General features: G+C 70.9%; 26 protein-coding genes and 3 pseudogenes. 16 read left to right on the top strand and 13 right to left on the bottom strand.

Annotation, left to right across the window (positions count from 1 at the left end; translation table 11 throughout):
- Nucleotides 1-18: 18 nt before the first annotated feature.
- The 9 genes from atpB to ACWDNY_RS07870 all read left to right on the top strand — a co-directional run bounded on the left by atpB (nt 19) and on the right by ACWDNY_RS07870 (nt 7745).
- A complete protein-coding gene (atpB, locus tag ACWDNY_RS07910; protein ID WP_451644852.1) occupies nt 19-840 on the top strand; it encodes a F0F1 ATP synthase subunit A in 822 nt (273 codons plus the stop codon).
- A gap of 74 nt (nt 841-914) precedes the next feature.
- On the top strand, nt 915-1145 hold the full coding sequence (gene atpE, locus ACWDNY_RS07905) for an ATP synthase F0 subunit C (protein WP_451644851.1): 231 nt from the start codon (nt 915-917) through the stop codon (nt 1143-1145).
- A 42-nt stretch (nt 1146-1187) separates the two neighbouring features.
- Entirely contained in the window at nt 1188-1733 is a 546-nt protein-coding gene (locus tag ACWDNY_RS07900; RefSeq protein WP_451644850.1) for a F0F1 ATP synthase subunit B, read from the top strand.
- Nucleotides 1730-2545 (top strand): F0F1 ATP synthase subunit delta, encoded by an 816-nt coding sequence (locus tag ACWDNY_RS07895; RefSeq protein ID WP_451644849.1) that lies wholly within the window; start codon nt 1730-1732, stop codon nt 2543-2545. Before ACWDNY_RS07900 ends, ACWDNY_RS07895 begins: the two co-directional genes overlap by 4 nt.
- Before the next feature lie 141 nt (nt 2546-2686).
- Complete coding sequence (atpA, locus tag ACWDNY_RS07890) at nt 2687-4279, top strand: F0F1 ATP synthase subunit alpha (RefSeq protein ID WP_451644848.1); 1593 nt, start codon at nt 2687-2689, stop codon at nt 4277-4279.
- Nucleotides 4280-4300: 21 nt separating this feature from the next.
- The gene (locus tag ACWDNY_RS07885) at nt 4301-5218 is read left to right on the top strand and encodes a F0F1 ATP synthase subunit gamma (protein ID WP_451644847.1); all 918 of its coding nucleotides are present in this window, start codon (nt 4301-4303) and stop codon (nt 5216-5218) included.
- Nucleotides 5218-6654, top strand: coding sequence for a F0F1 ATP synthase subunit beta (atpD, locus tag ACWDNY_RS07880; protein ID WP_451644846.1), 1437 nt, complete (start codon nt 5218-5220; stop codon nt 6652-6654). Before ACWDNY_RS07885 ends, atpD begins: the two co-directional genes overlap by 1 nt.
- Before the next feature lie 111 nt (nt 6655-6765).
- Entirely contained in the window at nt 6766-7143 is a 378-nt protein-coding gene (locus tag ACWDNY_RS07875) for a F0F1 ATP synthase subunit epsilon (protein WP_451644845.1), read from the top strand.
- A gap of 155 nt (nt 7144-7298) precedes the next feature.
- Nucleotides 7299-7745 (top strand): DUF2550 domain-containing protein, encoded by a 447-nt coding sequence (locus ACWDNY_RS07870; RefSeq protein WP_451644844.1) that lies wholly within the window; start codon nt 7299-7301, stop codon nt 7743-7745.
- Nucleotides 7746-7831: 86 nt separating this feature from the next.
- Here ACWDNY_RS07870 and ACWDNY_RS07865 read toward each other — a convergent pair whose 3' ends face one another.
- The 3 genes and pseudogenes from ACWDNY_RS07865 to ACWDNY_RS07855 form a co-directional block, all read right to left on the bottom strand.
- Nucleotides 7832-9670, bottom strand: coding sequence for a glycosyl hydrolase family 18 protein (locus ACWDNY_RS07865; RefSeq protein ID WP_451644901.1), 1839 nt, complete (start codon nt 9668-9670; stop codon nt 7832-7834).
- Nucleotides 9671-9841: 171 nt separating this feature from the next.
- Nucleotides 9842-10155 (bottom strand): annotated as a pseudogene (locus ACWDNY_RS07860) (response regulator transcription factor); the annotation flags it as partial.
- Nucleotides 10152-10514: pseudogene (locus ACWDNY_RS07855) on the bottom strand (hypothetical protein); the annotation flags it as partial. The pseudogenes ACWDNY_RS07860 and ACWDNY_RS07855, both read right to left, overlap by 4 nt.
- Between ACWDNY_RS07855 and ACWDNY_RS07850 the strand changes: the two are divergent.
- Nucleotides 10460-10639: pseudogene (locus ACWDNY_RS07850) on the top strand (hypothetical protein); the annotation flags it as partial. The pseudogenes ACWDNY_RS07855 and ACWDNY_RS07850 overlap by 55 nt on opposite strands.
- Here ACWDNY_RS07850 and ACWDNY_RS07845 read toward each other — a convergent pair.
- The 3 genes from ACWDNY_RS07845 to ACWDNY_RS07835 are packed head-to-tail and all read right to left on the bottom strand — an operon-like array spanning nt 10636 to nt 12767.
- A complete protein-coding gene (locus tag ACWDNY_RS07845; RefSeq protein ID WP_451644843.1) occupies nt 10636-11208 on the bottom strand; it encodes a cob(I)yrinic acid a,c-diamide adenosyltransferase in 573 nt (190 codons plus the stop codon). The pseudogene ACWDNY_RS07850 and the gene ACWDNY_RS07845 sit on opposite strands and share 4 nt — an antisense overlap.
- A gap of 13 nt (nt 11209-11221) precedes the next feature.
- On the bottom strand, nt 11222-11971 hold the full coding sequence (locus ACWDNY_RS07840; RefSeq protein ID WP_451644842.1) for an ABC transporter permease: 750 nt from the start codon (nt 11969-11971) through the stop codon (nt 11222-11224).
- Between the two features lie 10 nt (nt 11972-11981).
- Nucleotides 11982-12767 (bottom strand): ABC transporter ATP-binding protein, encoded by a 786-nt coding sequence (locus ACWDNY_RS07835; RefSeq protein ID WP_451644841.1) that lies wholly within the window; start codon nt 12765-12767, stop codon nt 11982-11984.
- Between the two features lie 79 nt (nt 12768-12846).
- Between ACWDNY_RS07835 and ACWDNY_RS07830 the strand changes: the two genes are divergently transcribed.
- From ACWDNY_RS07830 to ACWDNY_RS07815, 4 genes are all read left to right on the top strand, one after another.
- Complete coding sequence (locus tag ACWDNY_RS07830; protein WP_451644840.1) at nt 12847-13488, top strand: TetR/AcrR family transcriptional regulator; 642 nt, start codon at nt 12847-12849, stop codon at nt 13486-13488.
- Nucleotides 13489-13662: 174 nt separating this feature from the next.
- On the top strand, nt 13663-14511 hold the full coding sequence (locus tag ACWDNY_RS07825) for a 3-hydroxyacyl-CoA dehydrogenase family protein (RefSeq protein ID WP_451644839.1): 849 nt from the start codon (nt 13663-13665) through the stop codon (nt 14509-14511).
- 147 nt (nt 14512-14658) lie between these two features.
- Complete coding sequence (locus ACWDNY_RS07820; RefSeq protein ID WP_451644838.1) at nt 14659-14982, top strand: STAS domain-containing protein; 324 nt, start codon at nt 14659-14661, stop codon at nt 14980-14982.
- 279 nt (nt 14983-15261) lie between these two features.
- Nucleotides 15262-17829: an ATP-binding protein gene (locus ACWDNY_RS07815; RefSeq protein WP_451644837.1), complete on the top strand. Its 2568-nt coding sequence runs from the start codon at nt 15262-15264 to the stop codon at nt 17827-17829.
- Nucleotides 17830-18015: 186 nt separating this feature from the next.
- On the opposite strand, the gene nucS is transcribed toward ACWDNY_RS07815, so the two are convergent.
- Nucleotides 18016-18687 carry an endonuclease NucS gene (gene nucS / locus ACWDNY_RS07810; protein WP_451644836.1) on the bottom strand — a complete coding sequence of 224 codons (672 nt, stop codon included), beginning with the start codon at nt 18685-18687 and terminating at the stop codon, nt 18016-18018.
- Between the two features lie 316 nt (nt 18688-19003).
- On the opposite strand from nucS, the gene ACWDNY_RS07805 reads away from it, so the two are divergent.
- Nucleotides 19004-19396 (top strand): SCO5389 family protein, encoded by a 393-nt coding sequence (locus tag ACWDNY_RS07805; RefSeq protein ID WP_317445441.1) that lies wholly within the window; start codon nt 19004-19006, stop codon nt 19394-19396.
- Nucleotides 19397-19496: 100 nt separating this feature from the next.
- On the opposite strand, the gene ACWDNY_RS07800 is transcribed toward ACWDNY_RS07805, so the two are convergent.
- A complete protein-coding gene (locus tag ACWDNY_RS07800; RefSeq protein ID WP_451644835.1) occupies nt 19497-20525 on the bottom strand; it encodes an LLM class flavin-dependent oxidoreductase in 1029 nt (342 codons plus the stop codon).
- Nucleotides 20526-20746: 221 nt separating this feature from the next.
- Between ACWDNY_RS07800 and ACWDNY_RS07795 the strand changes: the two genes are divergently transcribed.
- The gene (locus ACWDNY_RS07795) at nt 20747-21079 is read left to right on the top strand and encodes an ATP/GTP-binding protein (RefSeq protein ID WP_451644834.1); all 333 of its coding nucleotides are present in this window, start codon (nt 20747-20749) and stop codon (nt 21077-21079) included.
- A gap of 6 nt (nt 21080-21085) precedes the next feature.
- On the opposite strand, the gene ACWDNY_RS07790 is transcribed toward ACWDNY_RS07795, so the two are convergent.
- From ACWDNY_RS07790 to ACWDNY_RS07770, 5 genes are all read right to left on the bottom strand, one after another.
- Nucleotides 21086-21958, bottom strand: coding sequence for an ABC transporter permease subunit (locus tag ACWDNY_RS07790; protein ID WP_451644833.1), 873 nt, complete (start codon nt 21956-21958; stop codon nt 21086-21088).
- Nucleotides 21955-23226: an ABC transporter ATP-binding protein gene (locus ACWDNY_RS07785; protein ID WP_451644832.1), complete on the bottom strand. Its 1272-nt coding sequence runs from the start codon at nt 23224-23226 to the stop codon at nt 21955-21957. The genes ACWDNY_RS07790 and ACWDNY_RS07785 overlap by 4 nt, the downstream gene beginning before the upstream one ends.
- A gap of 112 nt (nt 23227-23338) precedes the next feature.
- Nucleotides 23339-24109 carry an ABC transporter permease gene (locus ACWDNY_RS07780; protein WP_451644831.1) on the bottom strand — a complete coding sequence of 257 codons (771 nt, stop codon included), beginning with the start codon at nt 24107-24109 and terminating at the stop codon, nt 23339-23341.
- Between the two features lie 5 nt (nt 24110-24114).
- Nucleotides 24115-25065, bottom strand: coding sequence for an ABC transporter ATP-binding protein (locus ACWDNY_RS07775; protein ID WP_451644830.1), 951 nt, complete (start codon nt 25063-25065; stop codon nt 24115-24117).
- A gap of 107 nt (nt 25066-25172) precedes the next feature.
- Complete coding sequence (locus ACWDNY_RS07770; protein ID WP_451644829.1) at nt 25173-26108, bottom strand: cellulose-binding protein; 936 nt, start codon at nt 26106-26108, stop codon at nt 25173-25175.
- Between the last annotated feature and the right edge of the window lie 63 nt (nt 26109-26171).

Here is a 26171-nt window from a genome sequence, read left to right as displayed (position 1 = left end):
ACGCTGAAGGAGCCCGCGGTGAGTGCTGACCCGACGCAGGTGCTCGCCTTCGAGACCGACTGCCACATCTTCGCCGGCTGTGGCTTCCCGGCCCCCGGCCTGCACTCGTTCCTGTTCAAGCCCCTCTGGGGCGACGCGGACAGCGGCCTGTACTTCAACAAGACGATGCTGCTGGCCCTGCTCGGCTCGATCATCGTCGTCGGCTTCTTCTGGGCTGCCTTCCGCAAGCCGAAGGTGGTGCCCGGCAAGCTGCAGATGGTCGCGGAGGCGGGGTACGACTTCATCCGTCGCGGTGTCGTCTACGAGACCATCGGCAAGAAGGAGGGCGAGAAGTTCGTACCGCTGGTCGTCTCGCTGTTCTTCTTCATCTGGATGATGAACCTCTGGTCGATCGTCCCGGTCGCCCAGTTCCCGGTGACGGCGATCATCGCGTACCCCGCGGTGCTGGCGGCCATCGTCTACGTCCTCTGGGTCTCGCTGACCTTCAAGCGTCACGGCTTCGTCGGCTTCTTCAAGAACGTCACCGGCTACGACAAGTCGCTCGGCCCGGTGCTGCCGCTGGCCATGCTGATCGAGTTCTTCTCGAACCTGCTGGTCCGCCCGTTCACGCACGCGGTGCGACTGTTCGCCAACATGTTCGCGGGGCACACCCTGCTGCTGCTGTTCACCATCGCCACCTGGTACCTGCTGAACGGGATCGGCATCGCGTACGCCGGCGTCAGTTTCATCATGACGATCGTCATGACCGCCTTCGAGCTCTTCATCCAGGCCTTGCAGGCGTACGTCTTCGTCCTCCTGACGTGCACCTACATCCAGGGCGCGCTCGCCGAGCACCACTGAGCGCCCCGCACCACACTCCGTGATCGTCCGGTGGCCAACCCCCACCGGTCCGTAAAGAAGAAGGAAGAACTGGCATGTCCCAGACCCTTGCCGCTGTCTCCGGCTCGCTCGGCTCCCTCGGTTACGGCCTTGCCGCCATCGGCCCCGGCGTCGGCGTCGGCATCATCTTCGGTAACGGCACGCAGGCCCTCGCCCGCCAGCCCGAGGCGGCCGGCCTGATCCGCGCCAACCAGATCCTCGGCTTCGCCTTCTGTGAGGCGCTGGCCCTGATCGGCCTGGTCATGCCGTTCGTCTACGGCAAGTGATCAGCTGATCCTCTACCAGCCGACTAGGCGAAAGGCACTTCCATGAGCCAGCTGCTCACGATCGCGGCCGAGGAGATGGAGAATCCCCTCATCCCGCCGATCCCCGAGCTTGTCATCGGCCTGATCGCCTTCGTCATCGTCTTCGGCTTCCTCGCCAAGAAGCTCCTCCCGAACATCAACAAGGTTCTGGAGCAGCGCCGCGAGGCCATCGAGGGCGGTATCGAGAAGGCCGAGGCCGCGCAGATCGAGGCCCAGAGCGTCCTCGAGCAGTACAAGGCGCAGCTCGCCGAGGCCCGGCACGAAGCCGCGCGTCTGCGCCAGGAGGCGCAGGAGCAGGGTGCCGCCCTCATCGCCGAGATGCGGGCCGAGGGCCAGCGGCAGCGTGAGGAGATCGTCGCCGCCGGTCACGCCCAGATCGAAGCCGACCGCAAGGCCGCCGCGTCCGCGCTGCGTCAGGAGGTCGGCAGGCTCGCTGTCGAGCTGGCCGGCAAGCTCGTCGGTGAGTCCCTCGAGGACCACGCCCGGCAGAGCCGTGTGATCGACCGCTTCCTCGACGAACTCGACCAGAAGGCCGAGGCCGCACGATGAACGGGGCGAGCCGCGAGGCCCTGGCAGCCGCACGTGAGCGTCTCGACGCGCTGACGGACTCCACGTCCGTGGACCCCGCTCAGCTCGCCGACGAGCTGGCGGCCGTCACCGCGCTGCTCGACCGCGAGGTGTCGCTGCGCCGGGTCCTCACCGACCCGGCGCAGGCCGGCGACGCCAAGGCCGAGCTGGTCCAGCGCCTGCTCGGCGCCCAGATCAGCGGTCCCGCCGTCGACCTGGTGTCCGGCATGGTGCGCTCGCGCTGGTCGCAGCCCCGCGACCTGGTGGACGCGCTGGAGGAACTGGCGAACATCGCCGACCTCATCGCGGCCGAGCGGGAGGACGCGCTCGACGATGTCGAGGACGAGCTGTTCCGCTTCTCGCGGATCGTCACCTCGAACGCCGAGCTGCGCGCCGCGCTGACCGACCGGGCCGTGCCCGCCGCGGCCAAGGCCGAGCTGCTGCACCGGCTGCTCGGCGGCCGGGCCCACGTGACCACCGAGCGTCTGGTGACGCGCCTGGTGATCGCGCCGCGGGGACGTAGCCTGGAAGCGGGACTGGAGTCCCTGTCCAAGCTGGCCGCGGAGCGCCGGGACCGGTTGGTCGCCGTCGTCACCTCGGCGGTGCCGCTGAGCGACACGCAGAAGCAGCGCCTGGGCGCCGCCCTCGCGAAGCTCTACGGCCGCCGGATGCACCTCAACCTCGACGTGGACCCCGAGGTCCTCGGCGGGATCCGGGTGAAGGTCGGTGACGAGGTCATCAACGGCTCCCTCGCGGACCGCATCGACGACGCAGCCCGCCGCATGGCGAGCTAGCAGCAATTCAATAGGCAGTACGTACACCGACGGCCCTGGTTGGGCCGTGCAGAGGATTCACCTCTTGTTGGGGGGAGTCCCCGACTCGTGGAAACCCCCCAAGTGAAACTTCGGGCCCAACAAGGAGAGCAGGGAACCCAGATGGCGGAGCTCACGATCCGGCCGGAGGAGATCCGGGACGCGCTGGAGAACTTCGTCCAGTCGTACAAGCCGGACGCGGCCTCGCGCGAGGAGGTCGGTACGGTCACCGTCGCCGGCGACGGTATCGCCAAGATCGAGGGTCTGCCCTCGACCATGGCGAACGAGCTGCTGAAGTTCGAGGACGGCTCCCTCGGTCTCGCGCTGAACCTGGAAGAGCGCGAGATCGGTGCGGTCGTCCTGGGCGAGTTCAGCGGCATCGAGGAGGGCCAGCCGGTCACCCGCACCGGCGAGGTCCTGTCCGTCGCGGTCGGCGAGGGCTACCTCGGCCGCGTGGTCGACCCCCTCGGCAACCCGATCGACGGCCTCGGCGAGATCGAGACGTCCGGTCGCCGCGCCCTCGAGCTGCAGGCTCCCACGGTCATGCAGCGCAAGTCGGTGCACGAGCCGATGGAGACCGGCTACAAGGCCGTCGACGCCATGACCCCGATCGGCCGCGGTCAGCGTCAGCTGATCATCGGCGACCGCCAGACCGGCAAGACCGCCCTGGCCGTCGACACGATCATCAACCAGCGCGACAACTGGCGCACCGGCGACCCGAAGAAGCAGGTCCGCTGCATCTACGTCGCCGTCGGCCAGAAGGGCTCCACCATCGCGTCGGTCCGCCGCGCGCTGGAGGAGAACGGCGCGCTGGAGTACACGACCATCGTCGCCGCCCCGGCGTCCGACCCGGCCGGCTTCAAGTACCTGGCGCCTTACACCGGTTCGGCCATCGGCCAGCAGTGGATGTACGAGGGCAAGCACGTCCTCATCGTCTTCGACGACCTCTCGAAGCAGGCCGACGCCTACCGCGCCGTGTCCCTGCTGCTGCGCCGCCCGCCGGGCCGCGAGGCCTACCCGGGCGACGTCTTCTACCTGCACTCCCGGCTGCTGGAGCGCTGCGCGAAGCTCTCCGACGAGATGGGTGCGGGTTCGATGACCGGTCTGCCGATCGTCGAGACCAAGGCCAACGACGTCTCGGCGTTCATCCCGACCAACGTCATCTCCATCACCGACGGCCAGTGCTTCCTGGAGTCGGACCTGTTCAACGCTGGTCAGCGCCCCGCGCTGAACGTCGGTATCTCCGTCTCCCGAGTCGGTGGTTCCGCCCAGCACAAGGCGATGAAGCAGGTCTCCGGCCGTCTGCGTGTCGACCTCGCCCAGTTCCGTGAGCTGGAGGCGTTCGCCGCCTTCGGTTCCGACCTGGACGCGGCGTCGAAGGCGCAGCTGGAGCGCGGTCAGCGCATGGTGGAGCTGCTGAAGCAGGATCAGTACCAGCCGATGCCCACCGAGGACCAGGTCGTCTCCATCTGGGCCGGCACCACCGGCAAGATGGACGACGTGCCGGTCTCCGATGTCCGTCGCTTTGAGCGCGAGCTCCTGGAGTTCCTGCACCGCAAGCACCAGGGCCTCATGACCTCCATCAGGGAGGGCGGCAAGATGTCCGACGACACCCTGCAGGCCATCGCTGACGCGATCGCGGAGTTCAAGAAGCAGTTCGAGACCTCCGACGGCAAGCTGCTCGGCGAGGACGTCCCGGCCGCTGCCGCCAAGTGACGTAAGGAAGGGACCTGACTCATGGGAGCCCAGCTCCGGGTCTACAAGCGTCGCATCCGATCCGTCACCGCGACCAAGAAGATCACCAAGGCGATGGAGATGATCGCCGCCTCGCGCGTCGTCAAGGCGCAGCGCAAGGTGGCGGCCTCCACGCCGTACGCGCAGGAACTGACCCGCGCGGTCACGGCGGTCGGCATCGGGTCCAACACCAAGCACCCGCTGACCACCCAGGCCGAGACGGTCACCCGGTCCGCGGTGCTGCTGCTGACCAGCGACCGTGGTCTGGCCGGCGCGTTCAACTCCAACGCCATCAAGCAGGCGGAGCAGCTGACCGAGCGGCTGGAGCGCGAGGGCAAGCAGGTCGACGTGTACATCGTCGGCCGGCGCGGTGTGGCCCACTACAACTTCCGTGAGCGCAAGGTCGCGGAGTCGTGGACGGGCTTCACCGACGATCCCTCGTACGCGGACGCCAAGAGGGTCGCCGCACCGCTCATCGAGGCCATCGAGAAGGACACGGCGGACGGCGGAGTGGACGAAATCCACATCGTCTACACCGAGTTCGTCTCGATGATGACGCAGCAGGCGCTCGACGAACGCCTGCTCCCGCTCAGCCTCGAAGAGGTCGCGCAGGAGGCGGAGCCGCAGGGCGAGATCCTCCCGCTCTACGACTTCGAGCCCTCGGCGGAGGACGTCCTCGACGCCCTGCTGCCGCGCTATGTGGAAAGCCGCATCTACAACGCGCTGCTTCAGTCGGCCGCTTCGAAGCACGCTGCCACCCGGCGTGCGATGAAGTCGGCCACCGACAACGCCGGAGAGCTCATCGAGACGCTGTCCCGGCTTGCCAACGCGGCCCGCCAGGCCGAAATCACCCAGGAAATCAGCGAGATCGTCGGTGGCGCGAGCGCCCTCGCCGACGCGACCGCGGGGAGTGACCGCTAATGACCACCACTGTTGAGACCGCGACGGCTACGGGCCGCGTCGCCCGGGTCATCGGCCCGGTCGTCGACGTGGAGTTCCCCGTCGACGCGATCCCGGAGATCTACAACGCCCTGCACGTCGGGGTCAGCGACCCGGCGAAGGCGGGCGAGAGGAAGACGCTGACCCTGGAGGTCGCCCAGCACCTGGGTGACGGCGTGGTCCGCGCCATCTCCATGCAGCCCACCGACGGTCTGGTCCGCCAGTCCCCGGTGACCGACACCGGCGCGCCGATCTCGGTGCCGGTCGGCGACTTCACCAAGGGCAAGGTGTTCAACACCCTCGGTGAGGTGCTGAACGTCGACGCGCAGTACGAGGGCGAGCGCTGGCCCATCCACCGCAAGGCCCCGAACTTCGACGAGCTCGAGTCGAAGACCGAGATGTTCGAGACCGGCATCAAGGTCATCGACCTGCTGACCCCGTACGTCAAGGGCGGCAAGATCGGTCTGTTCGGTGGTGCCGGTGTCGGCAAGACCGTTCTGATCCAGGAGATGATCTACCGCGTCGCCAACAACCACGACGGTGTGTCGGTGTTCGCGGGCGTCGGTGAGCGCACCCGTGAGGGCAACGACCTCATCGAGGAGATGACCGACTCGGGCGTCATCGACAAGACCGCCCTCGTCTTCGGTCAGATGGACGAGCCCCCGGGCACCCGTCTGCGCGTCGCGCTGGCCGGCCTGACCATGGCCGAGTACTTCCGCGACGTCCAGAAGCAGGACGTGCTGTTCTTCATCGACAACATCTTCCGCTTCACGCAGGCCGGTTCCGAGGTCTCCACCCTGCTCGGCCGTATGCCGTCCGCGGTGGGTTACCAGCCGAACCTGGCCGACGAGATGGGCCTCCTCCAGGAGCGCATCACCTCGACCCGCGGTCACTCGATCACCTCGATGCAGGCGATCTACGTCCCCGCCGACGACCTGACCGACCCGGCCCCGGCGACCACCTTCGCCCACCTCGACGCGACGACGGTTCTGTCCCGTCCGATCTCGGAGAAGGGCATCTACCCGGCCGTGGACCCGCTGGACTCCACGTCCCGGATCCTGGACCCGCGGTACATCTCGCAGGACCACTACAACACCGCCATGCGCGTGAAGAACATCCTGCAGAAGTACAAGGACCTCCAGGACATCATCGCGATCCTCGGCATCGACGAGCTCGGCGAGGAGGACAAGCTCGTCGTCCACCGTGCCCGTCGCGTGGAGCGCTTCCTGTCCCAGAACACCCACGTCGCCAAGCAGTTCACCGGCGTGGACGGTTCGGACGTGCCGCTGGACGAGACGATCGCCGCGTTCAACGCGATCTGCGACGGCGAGTACGACCACTTCCCGGAGCAGGCGTTCTTCATGTGCGGTGGTCTCGAGGACCTGAAGAAGAACGCGAAGGAGCTGGGCGTCTCCTGAGCCCGCGAGCTCGTGTGAGGGGGCGGGTGCGTCCCGCCCCCTCACTCACGCCCACTAGAATTGACCCCAACACCCGGCAGACCCGCCGGGTGGTGACCCGAGGAGCCACCCTTGGCTGCTGAGCTGCACGTCGAGCTGGTCGCCGCGGACCGCCAGGTCTGGTCCGGCGAGGCCACCCTGGTCGTCGCGCGCACCACGTCCGGCGACATCGGCGTCATGGCCGGTCACCAGCCGCTGCTCGGTGTGCTGGAGTCAGGCCCGGTGACCATCCGTACGAGTGATGGTGGAACGGTCGTCGCCGCGGTGCACGGCGGTTTCATCTCGTTCGCGGACAACAAGCTGTCGCTGCTGGCCGAGATCGCCGAGCTGTCTGACGAGATCGACGTCCAGCGCGCGGAGCGGGAACTGGAGCGCGCGAAGGCGGAGGGCGACGCCTCGGCCCAGCGTCGCGCGGACGTCCGACTGCGCGCGGCCACGGCGGCGCGCTGACCCCAGGCGCCCCCGGCCCCTGGGGCACGGGGATCGCCGTCGATGACGTGACTCAGCCGCGGTCGGCACCGGAGCAATCCGGTGCCGACCGCGGCTGAGGGCGATACAGGCGTTTTTTACGTTTCATTACCTAGGAGACGAGGAGGTCGGTGCCGATGGTCCTCGCTCTGACTGTGTGCGGGCTCGTGGTCGTGCTCGTGGTGGTGGGACTGTTCGTCTTCGGACTGCGGCGCAGACTGATCCAGCGTTCCGGCGGCACCTTCGACTGCAGTCTGCGGTGGGACGTGCCCGAGAAACCCGACACCGGCGGCAAGGGCTGGAGCTACGGCGTGGCCCGCTACAACGGCGACCGCTTGGAGTGGTTCCGTGTCTTCTCCTACGCGCCGCGTCCGCGCCGGGTCCTGGAGCGTGCGTCGATCGAGGTGGCCGGCCGCCGTCCTCCCGAGGGGGAGGAGGAGATGGCGCTGCTCTCCGACTCGGTCATCCTCACCTGTCTGCACCGGGGCACTCGCCTCGAACTCGCCCTGAGCGAGGACGCACTGACCGGCTTCCTCGCCTGGCTGGAGGCGGCCCCGCCCGGCCAGCGGGTGAACGTCGCGTAGAGCGGCGTCCAGGTCGCCTAGGCGGAACGCCGGCCTCTCCCGGACACCTCGGGGAGAGGCCGGCGTCGCGCCGGGGCCGTCCGCGGCTACGACAGGCCGCTGCTGATGGCGCTCACCAGTTCACCGCCCGTGGTGTCGCCGCTGAACTCCCAGAAGAACGCGCCGCCCAGACCCTGGTTCCTGGCCCAGCTCATCTTGCCGGCGATCGTGGCGGGTGTGTCGTAGGACCACCAGTTGCCGCCGCAGTGCGCGTACGCCGTGCCGGCGACGGTGCCGGTGACCGGGCAGGACGTCTTGAGCACCTTGTAGTCCTCGATGCCCTGCTCGTAGGTGCCGGCCGCCGGTCCGGTGGCCGTCCCGCCCGGGGCGTCCTGGGTGACGCCGGTCCAGCCGCGGCCGTAGAAGCCGATGCCGATGAGCAGCTTGCTCGCGGGCACACCGACCGCCCTGAACTTGGCCATCGCGTCGGCCGTGGTGTAGCCGGCCTTCGGGATGCCGCTGTAGGAGGTGAGCGGCGAGTGCGGGGCGGTCGGTCCCTTCGCGTCCCAGGCGCCGAAGAAGTCGTACGTCATCACGTTGTACCAGTCGACGTACTGCGCGGCGCCCGCGTAGTCCGCGGCCTCGATCTTGCCGCCGGCGGAGCCGTCGGCCGTGGTCGCGGCGGTGACCAGGTTGGCGGAGCCGAACTTGGCGCGCAGCGCGGCCATCAGGTTGCGGAAGGCGGCGGCGCCGCTGGTGTCGCAGGTCAGACCGCAGGCGTTCGGGTACTCCCAGTCGATGTCGATGCCGTCGAAGACGTCGGCCCAGCGCGGGTCCTCGACGAGGTCGTAGCAGGACTGTGCGAAGGCCGCCGGGTTCCGGGCCGCGTCGGCGAAGCCGCCGGACCAGGTCCAGCCGCCGAAGGACCACAGCACCTTGATGTTCGGGTACTTCGCCTTGAGCTGGCGCAGCTGGTTGAAGTTGCCGCGCAGCGGCTGGTCCCAGGTGTCGGCGGCGCCGCTGACGGACTGGTCGGCGGTGAAGGCCTTGTCGTAGTCGGCGTAGGAGTCGCCGATCGCGCACTTGCCGCCGGTGACGTTGCCGAAGGCGTAGTTGATGTGCGTGATCTTCGAGGCGGAGCCGGACGTCACCAGGTTCTTCACGTTGTAGTTGCGGCCGTAGATGCCCCACTCCGTGAAGTAGCCGAGCTTGACCTTGCCGCCGGGCCCGGGCGGCGGGGTGGTGGTGCCGCCGGTGGTGTGCACGGCGACCGCACCGCTGGCCGGACCGGTCTGGTCGGCGGTGTCGCGGGCCCGGACGGTGTAGGAGTAGTCGGTGCCGGCGCTCAGGCCGGTGTCGGTGTACGACGTGGAGGTCACCGTCGCGACCGGCCTGCCGTCGCGCAGGACGTCGTAGTTGCGGACGCCCTTGTCGTCGGTGGCGGCCGGCCAGCTCAGCTTCACCGACGTGTCGGTGATGCCCGAGGCGGTCGGGGTGCCGGGGGCGGAGGGCGGGTTGTCGCCGGGGACGGACGGGCCGCCGTCGCAGCTGCCGCCGTTGAGCGAGCAGTTGCCGGGGAGGCCGCCGCCGGAGCCGTTGAAGCCGAAGGAGACGGAGGCGCCGGGGGCGATGGTGCCGTTGTAGGACTTGTTCCTGGCGGTCCAGTGGGTGCCGGAGGAGGTGACGTCGGCGTCCCAGGCGGAGGTGACGGACGTGCCCGAGGGGAAGTCCCACTCGATCGTCCAGGAGCTGATCGCCGAGGTGCCGGTGTTCTTCACCGTCCACTTGCCTTCGAAGCCGCTGCCCCAGTCCTGGGTCTTGGCGAAGGTCGCGGTGGCCGACGTGGCGTTCGCGGCCGCCTGGGCGGGGCTGGAGAGACCGGCCAGACCGGCCAGCGGGAGCAGCAGGGTCGCGAGTCCTGCCGCCGCTCTGTGTCTGAAGCGCACGCTGCGCCTCCTCTGTGAGGTGTGCCGTCGGGGCGCCGCGGGCCCCCACGGCGGTGTGGGGTGTCGGGGGCATGACTGAGCCATCACGCCCACAGTGCCGCGAGGATAGAAAGGTCTGTACCAGCGGTCAATAGGTCTGGACCAGTCGTCGTCAGGTTGCCCTGGATCCCGCAACTCCTGCGCCAGCACTGCGGCTTGAACCCGGCTGCGTAGCTCCAGCTTTCCCAGCAGGCGGCTGACGTGGGTCTTCACCGTCCCCTCGGCCACTTCCAGCCGCGCCGCGATCTGGGCGTTGGACAGCCCCTCGCCGACGCACGCCAGCACCTGGCGCTCGCCAGGTCCGGCCTGAGCTCCCGGGCCGGCGCCACCGCCTGGTGCCCGTCCGCGGCCTCCCCGACCACCTCGATGTCGGGCGCGCTGCCCAGGATGAGCACCAGTCCGGAGCGGACGGCCGACTGGTCCTCGGCGACCAGGACACGGATCACGCGGGGTCTTCTTCGGTCAGGGGGAGGGCGGCGCGTACGGTCCACAGCGCGCCGTCGGGTCCGGCGTCGAAGCTGCCGCCCAGCAGCGCGGCGCGCTCCCGCATGCCGACGAGACCGGCGCCGGAGCCGGGGGCGCGGGGCCCGTCGGCGTCGGCGTACGGGCTGGTCACCCGGACCCGGAGGGCGCCGTCGGCCTGCTTCAGCACCACGTGGACGCGACCGTGCGGATGGCCCGCGACCAGGTCGTGCAGCTCCCGCGCCATCCGCGCCCGCTCGGCGGTGACCGCCTGGACCCGGTCCATCCCGGCGAGCAGGGCGGTCTGCTCGGCACGCAATCGTCCTGTTGCAGGCCGCGGTCTGGTACATCGGCGGCGACGGCGGGACCGGCTCGCTGGGGGTGTGGCAGCAGCGCATGCTGTGGCCGATCGGCATCAACGTGGCCATCGCCGGCAGCTACACGCTGTTCCCCAGGCGCGGGCGCTAACGCTCCCCGCCCGGCACCCACAGCACGTCCCCCGCCTCCTTGTTCGCCGTGCGGGCCAGGATGAACAGCAGGTCCGAGAGGCGGTTGAGATAGGTGGCCGTGAGTGGGTTCATCACCTCGCCGTGCACCTCCAGGGCGGCCCACGTCGAGCGCTCGGCCCTGCGCACGACCGTGCACGCCTGGTGGAGCAGGGCCGCGCCGGGCGTGCCGCCGGGCAGGATGAACGACCGCAGCTTCTCCAGCTTCTCGTTGAAGTGGTCGCAGTCCGCCTCGAGTCGGTCGATGTAGAACTGCTCGACCCGCAGGGGCGGGAACTCGGGGTTCTCCACCACCGGCGTCGACAGGTCCGCACCCACGTCGAACAGGTCGTTCTGCACGCGGGTGAGGACCTTGACGATCTCCTGGTCAAGGTTCCCCAGCGCGATCGCCGTGCCGATCACCGCGTTCGCCTCGTTGGCGTCCGCGTACGCGGAGATCCTGAGGTCGGTCTTGGCGACCCGGCTCATGTCGCCGAGGGCGGTGGTGCCCTGGTCGCCGGTCCTGGTGTAGATGCGCGTCAGATTGACCATGAGGTCAGCGTAATTACCTCCCGGACGTGCGGAACACACGTGTGCCCACCGTCACGGCCGGCGCGGCGAAGGCGACGGTCACCACCGCGCCGTACAGCATGTGGGCGGTCGCGTACGAGCCCACGTACGCGTCCCGCACCGCGTCCACCAGATAGCGGAACGGGACGAAGTGGGAGAGCACGTCCAGCCATGCCGGAGCCAGGGTCATGGGCAGCATCAGGCCGGACAGCAGCATGGACGGCATGGTCAGCGCGTTGATCGTCGGCCCGAACTCCGCCGGGGTCCGGAGCCTCATCGCCAGCGCGTACGACAGCGACGCCAGTGAGATCGTCAGCAGCGCGACGAAAGCGAAGCCGATGAGGACGCCGGGCAGCGGTGCGCGCAGGCCCATGACCACGGCGGCGAGCACGAGCAGCACGGCCTGGAGGACGAAGACGGTCGCGTCGCGCAGCACGCGTCCCAGGAGCAGCGCCAGCCGGCTGACCGGCGTGACCCGCATCCGCTCCACCACCCCCTGCCCGTTCTCGATGATGATCGAGAAGCCCGCGAAGGCGGCCCCGAACAGACCGAGTTGGAGCAGCAGTCCGGGCACCAGCATCTGCCAGGAGCTGCCTCGCCCGCCGAGCGGCAGGTCCGTCAGCAGCGGGCCGAAGAAGAGGAGGTAGAGGAGCGGCATCAGGACGCCGAAGAGCAGTGCGAAGCGGGACCGCAGGGACTGGCGGAGGTAGCGGCCGTAGATCAGAGCGGTGTCGTGGAGAAGCATCCTGGCGGTCCTATACGGCTACGGGGGCGGCGTCGGCCGGGGCCGGGCCACGGCCGGTGACGGCGAGGAAGGTGTCCTGAAGCGAGGCGTCGATCGAACCGCCGTACTCGAGCTTGAGCGCGCTCGGCGTGCCCTCGGCCACGACCACGCCCCTGTCGACGATCACCAGCCGGTCGGCGAGGGCGTCCGCCTCGTCGAGGTAGTGGGTGGTGAGGAAGACGGTTGTGCCGTGTTCGTCGCGGAGGCGGCGGATCAGGTCCCAGAGGTCGGCGCGGCTGCCGGGGTCGAGACCCGTGGTCGGTTCGTCGAGGAAGAGGATCTTCGGGCGGTGGGTGAGGCCCATCGCGATGTCCAGACGGCGCCGCTGACCGCCGGAGAGGGTGCCCGCCTTGCGGTCGAGCAGTTCGTTCAGGTCCAGGTCGTGCGCCAACTCCTCCGCCCGCCATGCCGCCTGCTCCTTCGTGAGGCGGTAGAGGCGGCCCTGGGTGACCAGCTCCTCGCGTAACGAGATCTGCGGGTCGACGCCGCCGGACTGGGCGACGTATCCGCACGCCTGCCGTACGCCGACCGGATCGGTGGCGAGGTCGCGGCCCGCGACCGTGGCGGTGCCGCCGGTGGGGGCCAGCAGGGTGGTGAGCATCCGGAGCGTGGTCGTCTTGCCGGCGCCGTTGGGGCCGAGGAAGCCGAGGATCTCGCCCTCGCGGACGGTGAGGTCGATGCCGCGCACGGCCTCCACCGGGCCGCGCTTGGTCTGGAAGGTGCGGGCCAGTCCGGCCGCGCTGATGACTGCTGTCATGGCAGTAGAAAAACAGAGACACTGAAAATTTGCAATGACCCCAAATTTTCAACGGACCCAAGGAAGCTAGGATTCGGACATGGCTGAGGGGCTCAGGGAGCGGAAGAAGCGGCAGACCCGGCAGTACATCTCGGATGTCGCCACGGGGCTGTTCGTGGAGCGCGGCTTCGACGCGGTGACGGTGGCGGAGATCGCCGAAGCCGCCGACGTCTCCGTCAACACCGTCTACAACTACTTTCCGGCCAAGGAGGACCTCTTCTTCGACCGCTCCAGCGGCATGGCCGACCGGCTCGCCCGCTGGGTCCGGGGCCGCGGCAAGGGTGAGTCGGCCGCCGCGGCCGTCCTGCGTGAACTGCGCGAGGAGGTCGAGGCGGTCTCGCCGCGGATTGGCCTGATGCCCGAATACGCCCGCTTCATGAGGGTCATCGAGGAGGCCCCCGTGCTGCGCTCACGGCTGTGGGCCCTCGCGCAGGAGGTCCAGGCGAACCTGGAGGCGGTCCTGCGCGAGGAGACCGGTGCGACGGACGACGACGAGGAGCCGTATCTGATGGCCGGTCAGATCGGCTGGGTGCACGGTACGGTCATGGCGGTCATCGGCCGTGAGATGGTCAAGGGGCGCAAACCGAACCAAGTGTCTCGAGAGGTACTGGACCTCCTCGACGACATGGAGGAGCTGTTGGGCGAGAAGGTACTCAACTACGCCGTCCGTGGCGTGGAGTAGCCGCTGCCGGTGTGATGTCCGTCAATTGAGACGTGACGCGCGTTACTTACCGGTCACACAGCGCCTCCGGAGCGCTAGTGTCCGGCCGAGAGGATCCCCCTGCCCGCAGATTCGCGTCGGCGGGGAGTCCGCGTCAGCGCGCACACTCGTGCAGTCGTTCAAAGGGGAGTCGGAGTGGCACGGAAGCTCGCCGTCATCGGGGCCGGACTCATGGGATCCGGTATCGCCCAGGTCTCCGCGCAGGCGGGCTGGGACGTCGTCCTGCGGGACGTCACCGACGAGGCACTGAAGCGTGGCACCGACGGCATCAAGGCCTCGTACGACAGGTTCGTCGGCAAGGGCAAGCTCGAGGCGCACGACGCCGACGCGGCCCTCGCCCGCATCACCGCGACCACCGACCTGGACGCGGCCGCCGACGCGGACGTCGTCGTCGAGGCCGTCTTCGAGAAGCTGGAGGTCAAGCACGAGATCTTCCGCACGCTCGACAAGATCGTGCGCGAGGACGCCGTGCTCGCCTCCAACACCTCCGCCATCCCGATCACCAAGATCGCGGCCGTGACGGAGCGCCCGGAGCGTGTGGTCGGCACACACTTCTTCTCGCCGGTCCCGATGATGCAGCTGTGCGAACTCGTCCGCGGCTACAAGACCAGTGACGAAACTCTCGCCAGGGCGCGGGAGTTCGCCGAGTCCGTCGGCAAGACCTGCATCGTCGTCAACCGGGACGTCGCCGGCTTCGTGACCACCCGGCTCATCTCCGCCCTCGTCGTCGAGGCGACGAAGCTGTACGAGTCGGGCGTTGCCACCGCGGAGGACATCGACCTCGCCTGCAAGCTGGGGTTCGGCCACGCCATGGGTCCGCTCGCCACCGCGGACCTGACCGGCGTCGACATCCTGCTGCACGCCACCGGCAACATCTACACCGAGACCCAGGACGAGAAGTTCGCCCCGCCGGAGGTGATGCGCCGGATGGTTGACGCCGGTGACATCGGCCGCAAGAGCGGGCAGGGCTTCTACAAGCACTGAATTGACGCCCGCACCCCCGAAGTACCACTCGTCGGGGTGAATTCGGTATCGATTCGTGCACAAGCAGCAACCGCACCGCCACTCAGGCAGTCAGAGGTTGCACAGCCACCGCCATGGAGTCCGCCACCGCACGCACGGGGAGCGCATATGCACATCAGGGGCGACCACGCCGAGCTGGTCGTCGGGGGCCGCCTCGACGTGCACAGCGCGGCGGACGCCCGCACGGTCCTGCACTCGGCCGTCGACGACGGCATCGGCGACCTGGTGCTCGACCTGTCCGAACTCGACTCCTGGGACGCCACCGGACTCGGCGTCATCATGGGTGTCCACCGGCGGGCCGGCCGCTGCGGGCGGCGGCTCGTGCTGCGCGGCGTACCGCCGCAGATGCAGCGCCTGCTGGTGGCCACCCGGCTGCACCGGATCCTGGCGATCGAAGGCGGCATCGGACTGGAGTCCCTGCCCCGCGTGTGACGCCCCGCGAGGTCCCCCGCAGGTGTGAACCGGGCGACGCGGGATACCCGGACGCAGGCCGCCGAAACGCACGTCAAGCGCAATCCTCATGAGACCGTGACGTCTCGGACGGCGCAGTACCCCGGGCTGTCGTAGATACTGTGCGAAGGTTTAGGGTTCGGCTGCCCGCTGCCACGCAACCCTCGAGCGGGCCCGGACCAGAGGCGACAGCGCGGTGTGCGGCAAGGCCGGGAGGGGCTTGACGAGCACACGACGCCTTTTTTGGGGGGCTTGGAACCTATGGACCCGAACAGCCGGGGGCCCGAGGGCATGAGCCAGGACGACGACGGCCAGGGGCCGCGCCAGCGCCCGCCCAGGGACTCCCTCACACCCGACTTCGCCCAGCACGCGCCCGCACTGGCCCGCACCGTACAGCTCGTCACGGGCGACTTCCTGCTCACCGTCAACCCGGTCGACGGCAGCGAGATAGAGGTCTGCCCGCCCGCGGAACGGCCGGGCAGGCCCCGCAAGCGCACCGCGGACGAGCGCGCCGACGTCGAGCGCGCCGCCGCGCCCCCCGTACCGCCCGGCCCCGGGCAGAACGCGCGGCCGCCCCTGGAGCGCCAGGACGAACGCGAGCAACTGGTACGGCTGCTGGCCCGCGGCCGCTCGGTGCGGCTCACCGGCCCCGCGGGGTCGGGCCGCACCAGCCTCCTCGCCCTCGTCGCCGACGACTGCGCGGACCTCGCCCCCGACGGCGTCGTACGCCTCAGCGGGTTCCGCCGCACCTCCGCCGACCTGCTCCACGAGCTCTTCCACGCCGTCCACGCCGCCCCCCTGCACCGGCCCGGACACGACGAACTCCTCGACTACGTCCGCGAGATCGGCGCGGTCGTCGTCGTCGACGACATCGAGTTCGGCGGCAGCGCGCTCGACGAACTGCTCGACGCGACCCCCGAGTGCGCCTTCCTGCTCGGCGCGACCCCCGACGTGCCGGAACCGTCGGCGGAGTCGGGCGTCGAGGAGGTCGTCCTGTCCGGGCTGGACCGGGCCGGCGGCGTCGAAATCATCGAACGTGCCGCCGGCCGCGTCCTCACCGAGGAGGAGGCGAACTGGGCGGGCGACCTCTGGTTCGAGTCCGAAGGCCTGCCGCTGCGCTTCGTCCAGGCGGGCGGCCTGCTGCGCCAGCACGACCAGCTGCGGGCCAGCGCGGACGCCGTCGACGAGTTCGGTGTGTTCGAGGACGCCCCGCCCGCCGACCTGCCCCCCGAGACGAGCGCCCGCGACGACGTGCCCCTGCCTCCCCTCGGCGAGGCCGCGGCGCCCGCCCCGCTGCTCGCCTCCCGGCTGAGTGCCTCGGCCCGCACCACGCTGCGGTTCGCCGTGGCCCTCGGCGGCGAGGTGCCGCACCAGGCCCACCTGCCCGCCCTGGTCGGCGACACCCACGCCGACGCCGCGCTCGGTGAACTGGCGGCCTGCGGCCTGGTGTCACCGGTGGGCGCCCGCTACCGGCTCGCCGCCGGAGTGCTGACCCAGCTGGAGGCCGCCGGATACGGCGACGACGCCGAGGAGCGCGCCCGCGCCGCCGCGCAGCACTACGCCTGGTGGGCCGGCCACCCGTCGGTCACGCCCGAGCGGGTGTGCGGCGAGGCGGACGCCCTGCTCGCGTCGCTCGGCGCCCTGGTCCAGGCCGCCCGGCCCGGCGGGCAGGACGGCGAGAGCCCCGCCGTGCGCCTCGCCCGCACGGCCGCGCCCGCGTTCGCCGCCGGGCTGCACTGGAGTGCCTGGGAACGGGCGCTGCGCTCGGGCGCCGAGGCGTCCCGGCTCGCCGGGGACGTGGCCGAGCAGGCCTACTTCCACCACGAGTTGGGCATCCTGGCGCTCTGCGGAGGCGCGCTCGACCGGGCGCGCGCCGAGCTGGAGGCCTCCATCGGCCTGCGCGGCGCGCTCGCCGACAAGCGCGGCACCGTCGCCGGCCGGCGTGCCCTCGCCCTGGTCGCCGACCGCTCCGGCGTGGCGCAGGGCTTCGGCGCGATGGCCGGCCTCGGCCTGACGGCGGGCGACGAGGACCCCGACGCGCGCGGCGAGGAGCCGGCGGCGCAGGCCGGCGGCGCCCCCACGCCCTTTCCCACCCTCCAGCCGCCTGTCGCCGGCCCCTCCACGCTGGTCACGTACCAGACCCCGGGCACGCCCGGGCCGGGGTCGTCCGGCCCGGCGGCGGCCGCGCCGAAGCAGCGCCTCGGCGTGAAGAACCTGGCCCGGCGCAACCTCGTGGCGGCCGGCGCCGGCGCCCTCCTGGTGGCCGTCCTCGGCACCGTCGTGACGCTCGGCGCCAGTGGCCACAACGACGCCGACGACCCCTCGCACAAGGCCGACGTCAACCCCTCTGCCAGCCAGGAAGTGGACGACGGTGGCCTGGGCGCCGACGTGCCCGCACAGGGCGGCGACGGCCGGGGCGGCGACACCGGCGTGGCGACCAGCCGGCCGACGGACCCGGGCCCCGACGGCACCTACGGCACGCCCGACGACCCGACTCCGGCGGCGCAGACGGCACAGCCGTCGGCCGAGCCGACCGGGACGCGGCGGCCGGGCGGCGGGGGTTCGGCGGGCGAGTCGCCGTCCCGGCCGGCGCCGTCCAGGCCGGTGACGCCGACGCCCACCCGTACGCCGTCGTCGCCTCCGCCCTCCGAGAGCACGACGCCGCCGTCGTCGACCCCGTCGGACACGGCACCGCCCAGTCCGGGGACGCCGAGCACGTCCGACACGGCCGGGGGCCCGTCGTCGGCGACCGCGACCTCGACGTCGAGCAGTTCCGCGGGCGCGCCGGAGACCGGCGGGAGTTCGCCCGGGTCCGGCCAGATCATCTGACCCGGCGGCACCGGGGGCCGGGACCGCGTCGCGCGATCCGGCCCCCGGAACCGGGCAGTCGGGCGGGTGACACTCAGCTGTCCGGCGGCGGGGAGGCACTCCGGGCCGGGCGGGACCCGGGTCGGCCGGCGGTGCCGGGACCCGGTCCGGCGCGTGGGGGACGGGACCCGGCGTGGCAGGGCCGGCTCAGAACAGCCGCAGCTTGTCGTCCTCGATGCCGCGCAGGGCGTTGTAGTCCAGCACCTGGCAGCCGATGCCGCGGTCGGTCGCGAGGACGCGGGCCTGCGGCTTGATCTCCTGGGCCGCGAAGATGCCGCGCACCGGGGCCAGATGGGGATCGCGGTTCAGCAGCTCCAGGTAGCGGGTCAGTTGCTCCACACCGTCGATCTCGCCGCGCCGTTTGATCTCCACCGCCACCGTCCGGCCCTCGGCGTCCCGGCAGAGGATGTCGACGGGGCCGATGGCCGTCATGTACTCGCGCCGGATGAGGGTGTAGCCCTCGCCGAGCGTCTCGATGCGGTCGGCGAGCAGCTCCTGCAGGTGCGCCTCCACGCCGTCCTTGATCAGTCCGGGGTCCACGCCGAGCTCATGGCTGGAGTCGTGGAGGATCTCCTCCATCGTGATGATGAGCTTCTCGCCCGCCTTGTTGATGACGGTCCAGACGCCCTCCTCGTCGCCCGCGCCCTCCTTCAGGGTGCAGGGGGGCGACATCCAGTTGAGGGGCTTGTAGGCGCGGTCGTCCGCGTGGATCGAGACGCTGCCGTCCGCCTTGACCAGGATCAGGCGGGGCGCGGACGGGAGGTGGGCGGTGAGCCGGCCCGCGTAGTCGACGGAGCACCGGGCGATGACGAGACGCATGGTCCGCAACGCTACTCGACGCCTCCCGGTGCGCGCGATTCGCCCTCGTCGGGGCCCCCGGCCGGGGTACCGCGGGCGGGACCCGCCGACGGTGGCCCGCGGCCGCCCCATTTCTACCGTGATCACCCGTGTTCACTTGTGGCCGATTGTGTACCCAACTCGACTGGTCTGTGCGCGCATTCGCCTGGTGGGGCCTCGTTCCGTTGCCTAACGTAGGAACGGGAGGTCGCGATGTGCGTACGCAGCGTGTCCGGTGTCGCGCACTCCCTGACCTGTCCGGCAACCCCTGCTGTTCGGGGGTGCGAGAGGAGAACCCATGTCGCTCGACGTCTCACCGGCCCTACTCGAACAGGCCGAGCGAGGCGAGGTCGACGAAGCCGCCTTCGTCGACTGCGTCCGGACCTCCCTGCCCTACGCATGGGAGATGATCAGCTCCCTGGTGGCCCAGCTGAAGGTGGACGGCGGAAGCTTCGCCGACAACCAGACGCCCCCGCCGGACGAGCAGGCGCGCGGCCAGTTGCTGCGTGCGCTCGCCAGCGACGCCATCCGCGGGGCGCTCCAGCGGCACTTCGGTGTGCGGCTGGCTTTCCAGAACTGCCACCGTGTGGCGGTGTTCCCGCTGGACGCCTCGGTCGACGAGACGCTGGCCCGGTTCACGTCGGTACGCAGCCAACTGCTCAACCAGTCGCCGGAGCTCAGGGACTGCTGACGCGGTAGACCGCTTGCTTGCCGCTCCGTCCGCGGGAGGTGCATGGAGTGGGGCGGCAAGCTTCCGTGCGGCGCTTTCCGTGTGGCACCGGCGCCACGGCTCAGCCGAGGTGGGGCAGTACCTCGGCGCCGAGCCGCCGTACGTTCTCCTCCGTCGCCGCGAGGTCCCCGGAGCCCTCGACGAGCAGGGCGAAGCGGGTGATGCCGGTGCGTTCGGAGGTCGCCGCGAGCCGGTCGGCGCACAGGCGGGGGGTGCCCACCGGGTGCAGGCCGCACAGCAGTTCCGTGTAGCCCAGCGGGTCGCGTGGCTGCCGGGTGCGGCCGTCGACCGTGACGTGCGCCTGCAGGCCGTGCCTCAGCCAGCCCGGCATCGCCTTCAGCAGCGTCTCCTCCGCGTCCGTGCGCCGGTCCGCGATCTGGCAGACGCCCGCCGAGACGTGCCCGGCGTCCCGGACCTCCTCCGCCGGCCGCCCGGCCGCCCGCGCGCACCGCTGCCAGAGGCCCACCATCTCGGCCTTCTCCTCGTCCCCGACGTGCATCCCGAGGAGCATCGGCAGCCCGCGCTCGGCGGCCAGCCGCACGCTCGCCGGCGAGGTGCAGGCGACGACGACCTCGGGCCCCGGGACCTCCGTGAGCGCCTCCGAGGGGCGGGGGACCACGGGCACCTCACGGAAGGCGAATCGTTCCCCCGAGGCGCCCACCGACGCCTCGCGCAGCCAGCGCACCAGCAGATCGAGTGATTCGGGGAACCCCTTCTCGTACGCCTCCAGGCCCGTCCCGAAGACCTCCAGGTCGACCCACGGTCCGCCGCGGCCCACACCCAGCGAGAACCGCCCGCCGCTCGTGACGTGCAGCAGCGCGGCCTGCTCGCCGAGCGCGACCGGGTGCACGGTGGGCAGTACGCTGACCGCCGTACCCACCCGGATGCGGCGGGTGCGGCCGAGCAGCAGCGCGGCCAGCGTGACCGCCGACGGGCACGTGCCGTACGGCACGAAGTGATGTTCGGCCAGCCAGACCGAGTCGAGCCCCGCCTCCTCGGCCACCTCGGCCGAGCGGACCGCGCGGTGCAGCGCCTCACCCTGGCCCTGGCCGGGGAACTGGGCCGCCACCACGAAACTTCCTACGCGCATCGCACTTCCTGCTTCCTAGGCTCCGACACGGAGCTCCCCCACCGGGCATAACCGGACGACACGTGCCGAGGACACGGCTTGGCGGAGGGATTTGCGGATTGTCTGTGAAATGGGGTGCGCCGGAGCCGGAGTGGGGCGGCCGGCACCGTCCGCGTACCACCGCGTGCGCCCCGTAGGCTGGACGCGGCCCGTCGATTCCGCAGATCCCGGTGAGGTGTCCTGTGTCCCCGCGTCGCAACCGACCCAACGTTTCCGGCTCGTTCGCCCGGAGCGCCGAGGAGGACCGCGTCGGCCGTTACGGCGGCTGGCAGTCCACGGAGAGCTGGCAGGGCGAGGACTGGAGCGTGCGGCACGTGGCGGGCGCGAGCGCGGTGGGCAAGACGTACCGCTGCCCGGGCTGCGACCAGATGATCGCCTCCGGGGTGCCGCACGTGGTGGCCTGGCCCGAGTACGCGGGCGTCGACGACCGCCGGCACTGGCACAAGGCGTGCTGGAACGCGAAGGACCGCCGCACCACGCGGGTGCGGCGGTCCCGTGACGCGCCGAGGTTCTGAGCGGGACTACACGTCGCGCCGGTCCAGCAGGAGCCAGGCGCCGGCGAAGGCGGCGGCCGTCACGCCCAGCATGATCCACAGCGGATCCCAGCCGGACGGGCCCGAGCGGCTGAGGGAGTTGGCGTAGAACACGCTGAGCTGGTTCGGGATGGAGTACTCCAGCAGCGCCGTGCGGACCTTGTCCAGTGACTCGGCGAACATGAACAGCGCGATGACCAGCGGGGCCAGCACCGCGCCGATCATGATGGTGATGGCGCCCGCCGAGTGCCGCACGATCGAGCCGACGAGAAGCGAGAGCAGGCCGAGCAGCGCCAGGTAGAGGCTGACGCCGACGGTCGCCTTGAACCACTCCCCGCCGGACGGATCCCGGCCGCCGCTGCCCTCCAGCATGGCCACCTGCGCCACGGCGACGAGGGCGGCCGACACCAGCGTGACCGTGAAGGCGACGAGGAAGAACACGATCGCCTTCGCCGCGAGCACCCGCCCGCGGGTCGGGCAGGCCGTCATCGTGGTCCGGATCATGCCGGTCCCGTACTCGGAGGCCGTGGTCAGCACGCCGAGCGTCATGACGCAGATGCTGCCGAGGAGCAGCCCGAAGAAGCCCAGGGACAGCGGGTTCTCCGTGCTCGACAGCTCGCTCGAGGAATGGGCGACCACCCAGCCGGTCAGCAGGCCGATCCCGACCACGAGCAGGACGAACACGCCGAGCGTCCACATCGTGGAGCGCACCGACTTGATCTTCGTCCACTCGGAGGCGACGGCGTGCCCGAGGTGCGTGCGGACGACGGGGATCGGCGAGGTGTAGCCGGGGTACGGAGAACCGGCCGGGGCCTGCCAGGCGGGCGCGGCCTGCGGCGTCGGAGTCTGGGGCGAGCTCATCGGGCGTCCTCGGGCTTGGTCGGGTCGGCGTCGGTGGAGGGGGCGGGGGCCGGCGCGGGCGGCTGCGGCTGCCCGGGGGCCGCGGGCTGGGCGGGGGAGTGGCCCTGCGGGGCGGCCGCGCTCCCCGCCGGCTGGGCGTGGGGGTCGGGCTGCCCGGCACCGGCCGGGGCGCCCGCGCCGTAGTGGCCCGGCGCCGCCGACTGGCCCGGCAGTCCCTGCTGCGCCGCGAACGGCTGTCCGCCCTGCTGGGGCGGCGGCGGGGCGTACCAGCCCGGCTGGCCCTGTCCCGGCACCGGCACCGGCGGCTGCGCGCCCGGCGGCAGCGGCTGCATCAGCCCGGCCTTCTGGTCGGTCGTCGAGCGGTAGTCGACGACCGCCTGCGTCATCCGCATGTACGCCTCCTCCAGCGACGCCTGGTGCGGCGACAGCTCCCACAGGCGGACGTCGGTGTCGTGCGCGATGTCGCTGATGCGCGGCAGCGGCAGTCCGGTCACGCGCAGCGCGCCGTCCTGCTCCGGCAGCACGTGCCCGCCGGCCTCGGTGAGCGCGGACGTCAGCTTCTCGCGCTGCTGCGGCTCGGTGTCGGGCGTGCGGACGCGGGCGAAGTCCGCGGAGTTCGCGGAGATGAACTCCCCGATGCTCATGTCGGCCAGCAGCTGTCCGCGCCCGATCACGATCAGGTGGTCGGCGGTGAGGGCCATCTCGCTCATCAGGTGACTGGAGACGAACACGGTCCGGCCCTCCGCCGCCAGGGCCTTCATCAGGTTCCGCACCCAGAGGATGCCCTCGGGGTCCAGACCGTTCACCGGCTCGTCGAACAGCAGCACCTGCGGGTCGCCGAGCAGCGCCGCGGCGATGCCGAGCCGCTGGCCCATGCCGAGGGAGAAGCCCTTGGAGCGCCTGCGGGCCACGTCCTGCAGGCCGACGACACCGAGCACCTCGTCCACGCGCCGGGCGGGGATGCCGGAGAGCTGCGCCAGGCTCAGCAGGTGGCTGCGGGCGGATCGGCCGCCGTGCACGGCCTTGGCGTCCAGCAGGGCCCCGACCTGGCGGGGGGCGTTCGGCAGCCTGCGGTAGGGGTGACCGCCGATCGTCACCGTGCCCGAGGTGGGGTTGTCCAGGCCGAGAATCATGCGCATGGTCGTCGACTTGCCGGAGCCGTTCGGCCCCAGGAAGCCGGTGACGGCACCTGGCCGTACCTGGAAGGAGAGGTTGTGCACGGCGGTCTTGTCGCCATAGCGCTTGGTCAGGCCGACTGCCTCGATCATGCTCCGCACCCATCGGAAGGTTCAGGTCAGCGGGGCACACGCCCCCCGTAAGGGTTAGGAGGATATCCGGGCGCTGACGGTTCCGTTCAAGGGAGAGTAAAAGCAGGCAGGCTCAGGCGTCGCGCCGCGACATCACCGCGTAGCCGCCGGCGAGGGCCGCGATCACCCACAGCGCCATGATCGCGAGGCCGCCCCAGGGCCCGTACGGGGTGTCGTCGCCGGCCTGCGGGACCACCTGCATGATCCGGCCGCCGGCCTGGTCGGGCAGGAACCGGCCGGCCTTCTTCGTCGCCGCGACGTTGCCGAGGACGTTGGAGACGATGAAGAAGAACGGCATCAGGATGCCCAGCGACAGCAGCGGCGAGCGCAGCATCGCGGCGACCCCCATCGAGAACACCGCGATGAGGGTCATGTAGAGGCCGCCGCCGACGACCGCCCGCAGCACGCCCGGGTCGCCGAGCGAGGTGCGCAGCGGGCCGAGCACGGCCTGCCCGCAGAAGAACGCGGCGAAGCTGGTGGCCATGCCGACCACGAGGGCGACGCCGGCGGCGACCGCGACCTTGCCGGCGTAGAAGACGCCGCGCCGCGGAACGGCGGCCAGCGAGCTGCGGATCGTGCCGCTGCTGTACTCGGTGGACACCACGAGCACCCCGAAGACGATCATCGCCAGCTGCCCGAGCGCCATTCCGGCGAAGCTGACGAGGGTCGGATCGAAGGTGAGCGTCCGCCGCGGGCCCGGCCTGCCGGGCTCACCGGGGGACAGCGCCGAGACCAGCATGCCGAGGGCGACGGTGACGACCACGGCGGCGGAGAGCGTCCACACGGTGGACGCGACCGACCGGACCTTCGTCCACTCCGACCGGATGACCTGGGTCGCCGTCATGTCCCTCAGCTCTCCTTCTGCGGGTCGGCGCCCCGGGTCCGGCCGGGTGCCTCCGCGTGCGCGTGGTACTCCACCGACTCGGCGGTCAGCCGCATGAACGCCTCCTCCAGGGAGGACTGGCGGGTGCTCAGCTCGTGCAGGACGACCTGGTGCCGCGCGGCGAGTTCACCGATCTGCTCGGGCTTTCCGCCGTCGGCCTCCAGCAGCCCGCCGCCGGCCTCCACGACCGTGATGCCGGCCTCGGCGAGCACGTCGAGCAGCCGTTCGCGTTGCGGGGTGCGGATGCGCACGCACGTGCGGGAGTTGCGGGCGATGAAGTCGGTCATGGAGGTGTTGGCGAGCAGCCGGCCCTGGCCGATGACGACGAGGTGGTCGGCGGTGAGGGCCATCTCACTCATCAGGTGCGAGGAGACGAAGACCGTGCGGCCCTGGGCCGCCAGGGACTTCATCAGGCCGCGGATCCAGTGGATGCCCTCCGGGTCCAGGCCGTTGACCGGCTCGTCGAACATGAGGACGCGTGGGTCGCCGAGCAGCGCGGCGGCGATGCCGAGCCGCTGGCTCATGCCGAGCGAGAAGCCCTTCGCCTTCTTGCGCGCGACCGCGGTGAGGCCGACGGTGTCGAGGACCTCGTGCACCCGGCTCGTGGCGATGCCGTTGCTCCGGGCGAGGCACAGCAGGTGGGCGAAGGCGGTCCGCCCGCCGTGCACGGCCTGGGCGTCGAGCAGGGCGCCGATGCACGTCAGCGGGTCCCGGAGCCCGCGGTAGGGCCTGCCGTCGACGCGGACGGCTCCGCAGGTGGGGCGGTCGAGGCCCAGGATCATCCGCATCGTCGTGGACTTGCCCGCGCCGTTCGGGCCGAGGAAGCCCGTGACGGTGCCCGGCCGGACGGTGAACGTGAGGTCGTCGACCGCCAGTTTCTCGCCGTACCGCTTCGTCAGCCCCTCGAGCTCGATCATGCGGCCACGCTAGGACGGCACGAAGCCCCCCGCCACTCCAGTGTGGCAAGGGGGCTTCGGTGCCGTTCAGCCGACGTCCGTCCGGTGCCACCGGACGGGCCGGGTTGTCACCGGGACTGCTGGGCCGGGACCCCGCGGGAGACGGAGTCGTCCTCGGCGGGCGTGCCCGCGGCGGCCACCGCGGCACCGGTGAGGGTCGCCAGCATCTCGCGCACGTTCGTCAGCTGGGCGTTGATCGAGTCGCGGCGGTTGGTGAGGGCGGCCAGCTCACGCTCGGACTCCGAACGGATCCGGTCGGCCTTGGCGTTGGCGTCGGCCACGATGTCCTCGGCCTGGCGCTGCGCCGTCTCCACGGTCTGGCGGGCGCGGCGCTCGGCGTCGGTGCGCAGCTTCTCCGCCTCCAGGCGCAGCTGCTCGGCGCGGTGCTCGATCTCCGCGAGGCGCTTCTCCGCCTTGGCCTGACGGGACGCCAGGTCGCGCTCGGACTGCTCGCGGCGCTTGGCGAGGTTCGTCTCGAAGTCGGCCGCGGCCTGCGCGGCCTTGGCACGGGTCTCCTCGAAGAGGGCGTCGGCCTCCTCGCGCTTGGACTGCGCGTCCTTCTGCGCGTCGGCGCGCAGCTGCGCGGCCTCACTCTGGGCCTTCTCGACGATCCGGACGCCCTCGTCCTCGGCCTTGGACTTGCGCTCAACGGCGTAGGCCTCGGCGTCGTTGCGGACCTGCTGGGCCGCCGACTCGGCGAGGTCGCGGTGCTGCTCGGCCGCGCGGCGGGCCTCATCACGCAGCTCCTTGGCCTCTTCCTCGGCCAGCCGGAGGATCTTCTCGACCCGCGCGCCGAGACCCGCGTACGACGGCTCGGCGTCGGTGATCTGGGCCTGGGCGTTCTGCGTCTCGAGGTGGAGCTCCTCGATGCGCTTCTCCAGAGCGGTGATGCGGGCGAGAGCGCTGTCACGGTCGGAGACGAGCTTGGAGATACGTTCGTCCACCTGAGCGCGGTCGTACCCACGCCGCACAAGCTCGAAGCCGTAGGGGGAAGTGTCGCTCATGGGGTTCCTGTCGAATGAGACCGGTGAGGTGATAGGTCGATCCTAGGGGCCAGGACGGCGTGT

This window comes from Streptomyces sp. NPDC003697, assembly GCF_053587115.1.
The sequence above is the reverse complement of the archived record's forward strand: the minus strand, read 5'-3'. Positions and strand labels throughout refer to the sequence as shown.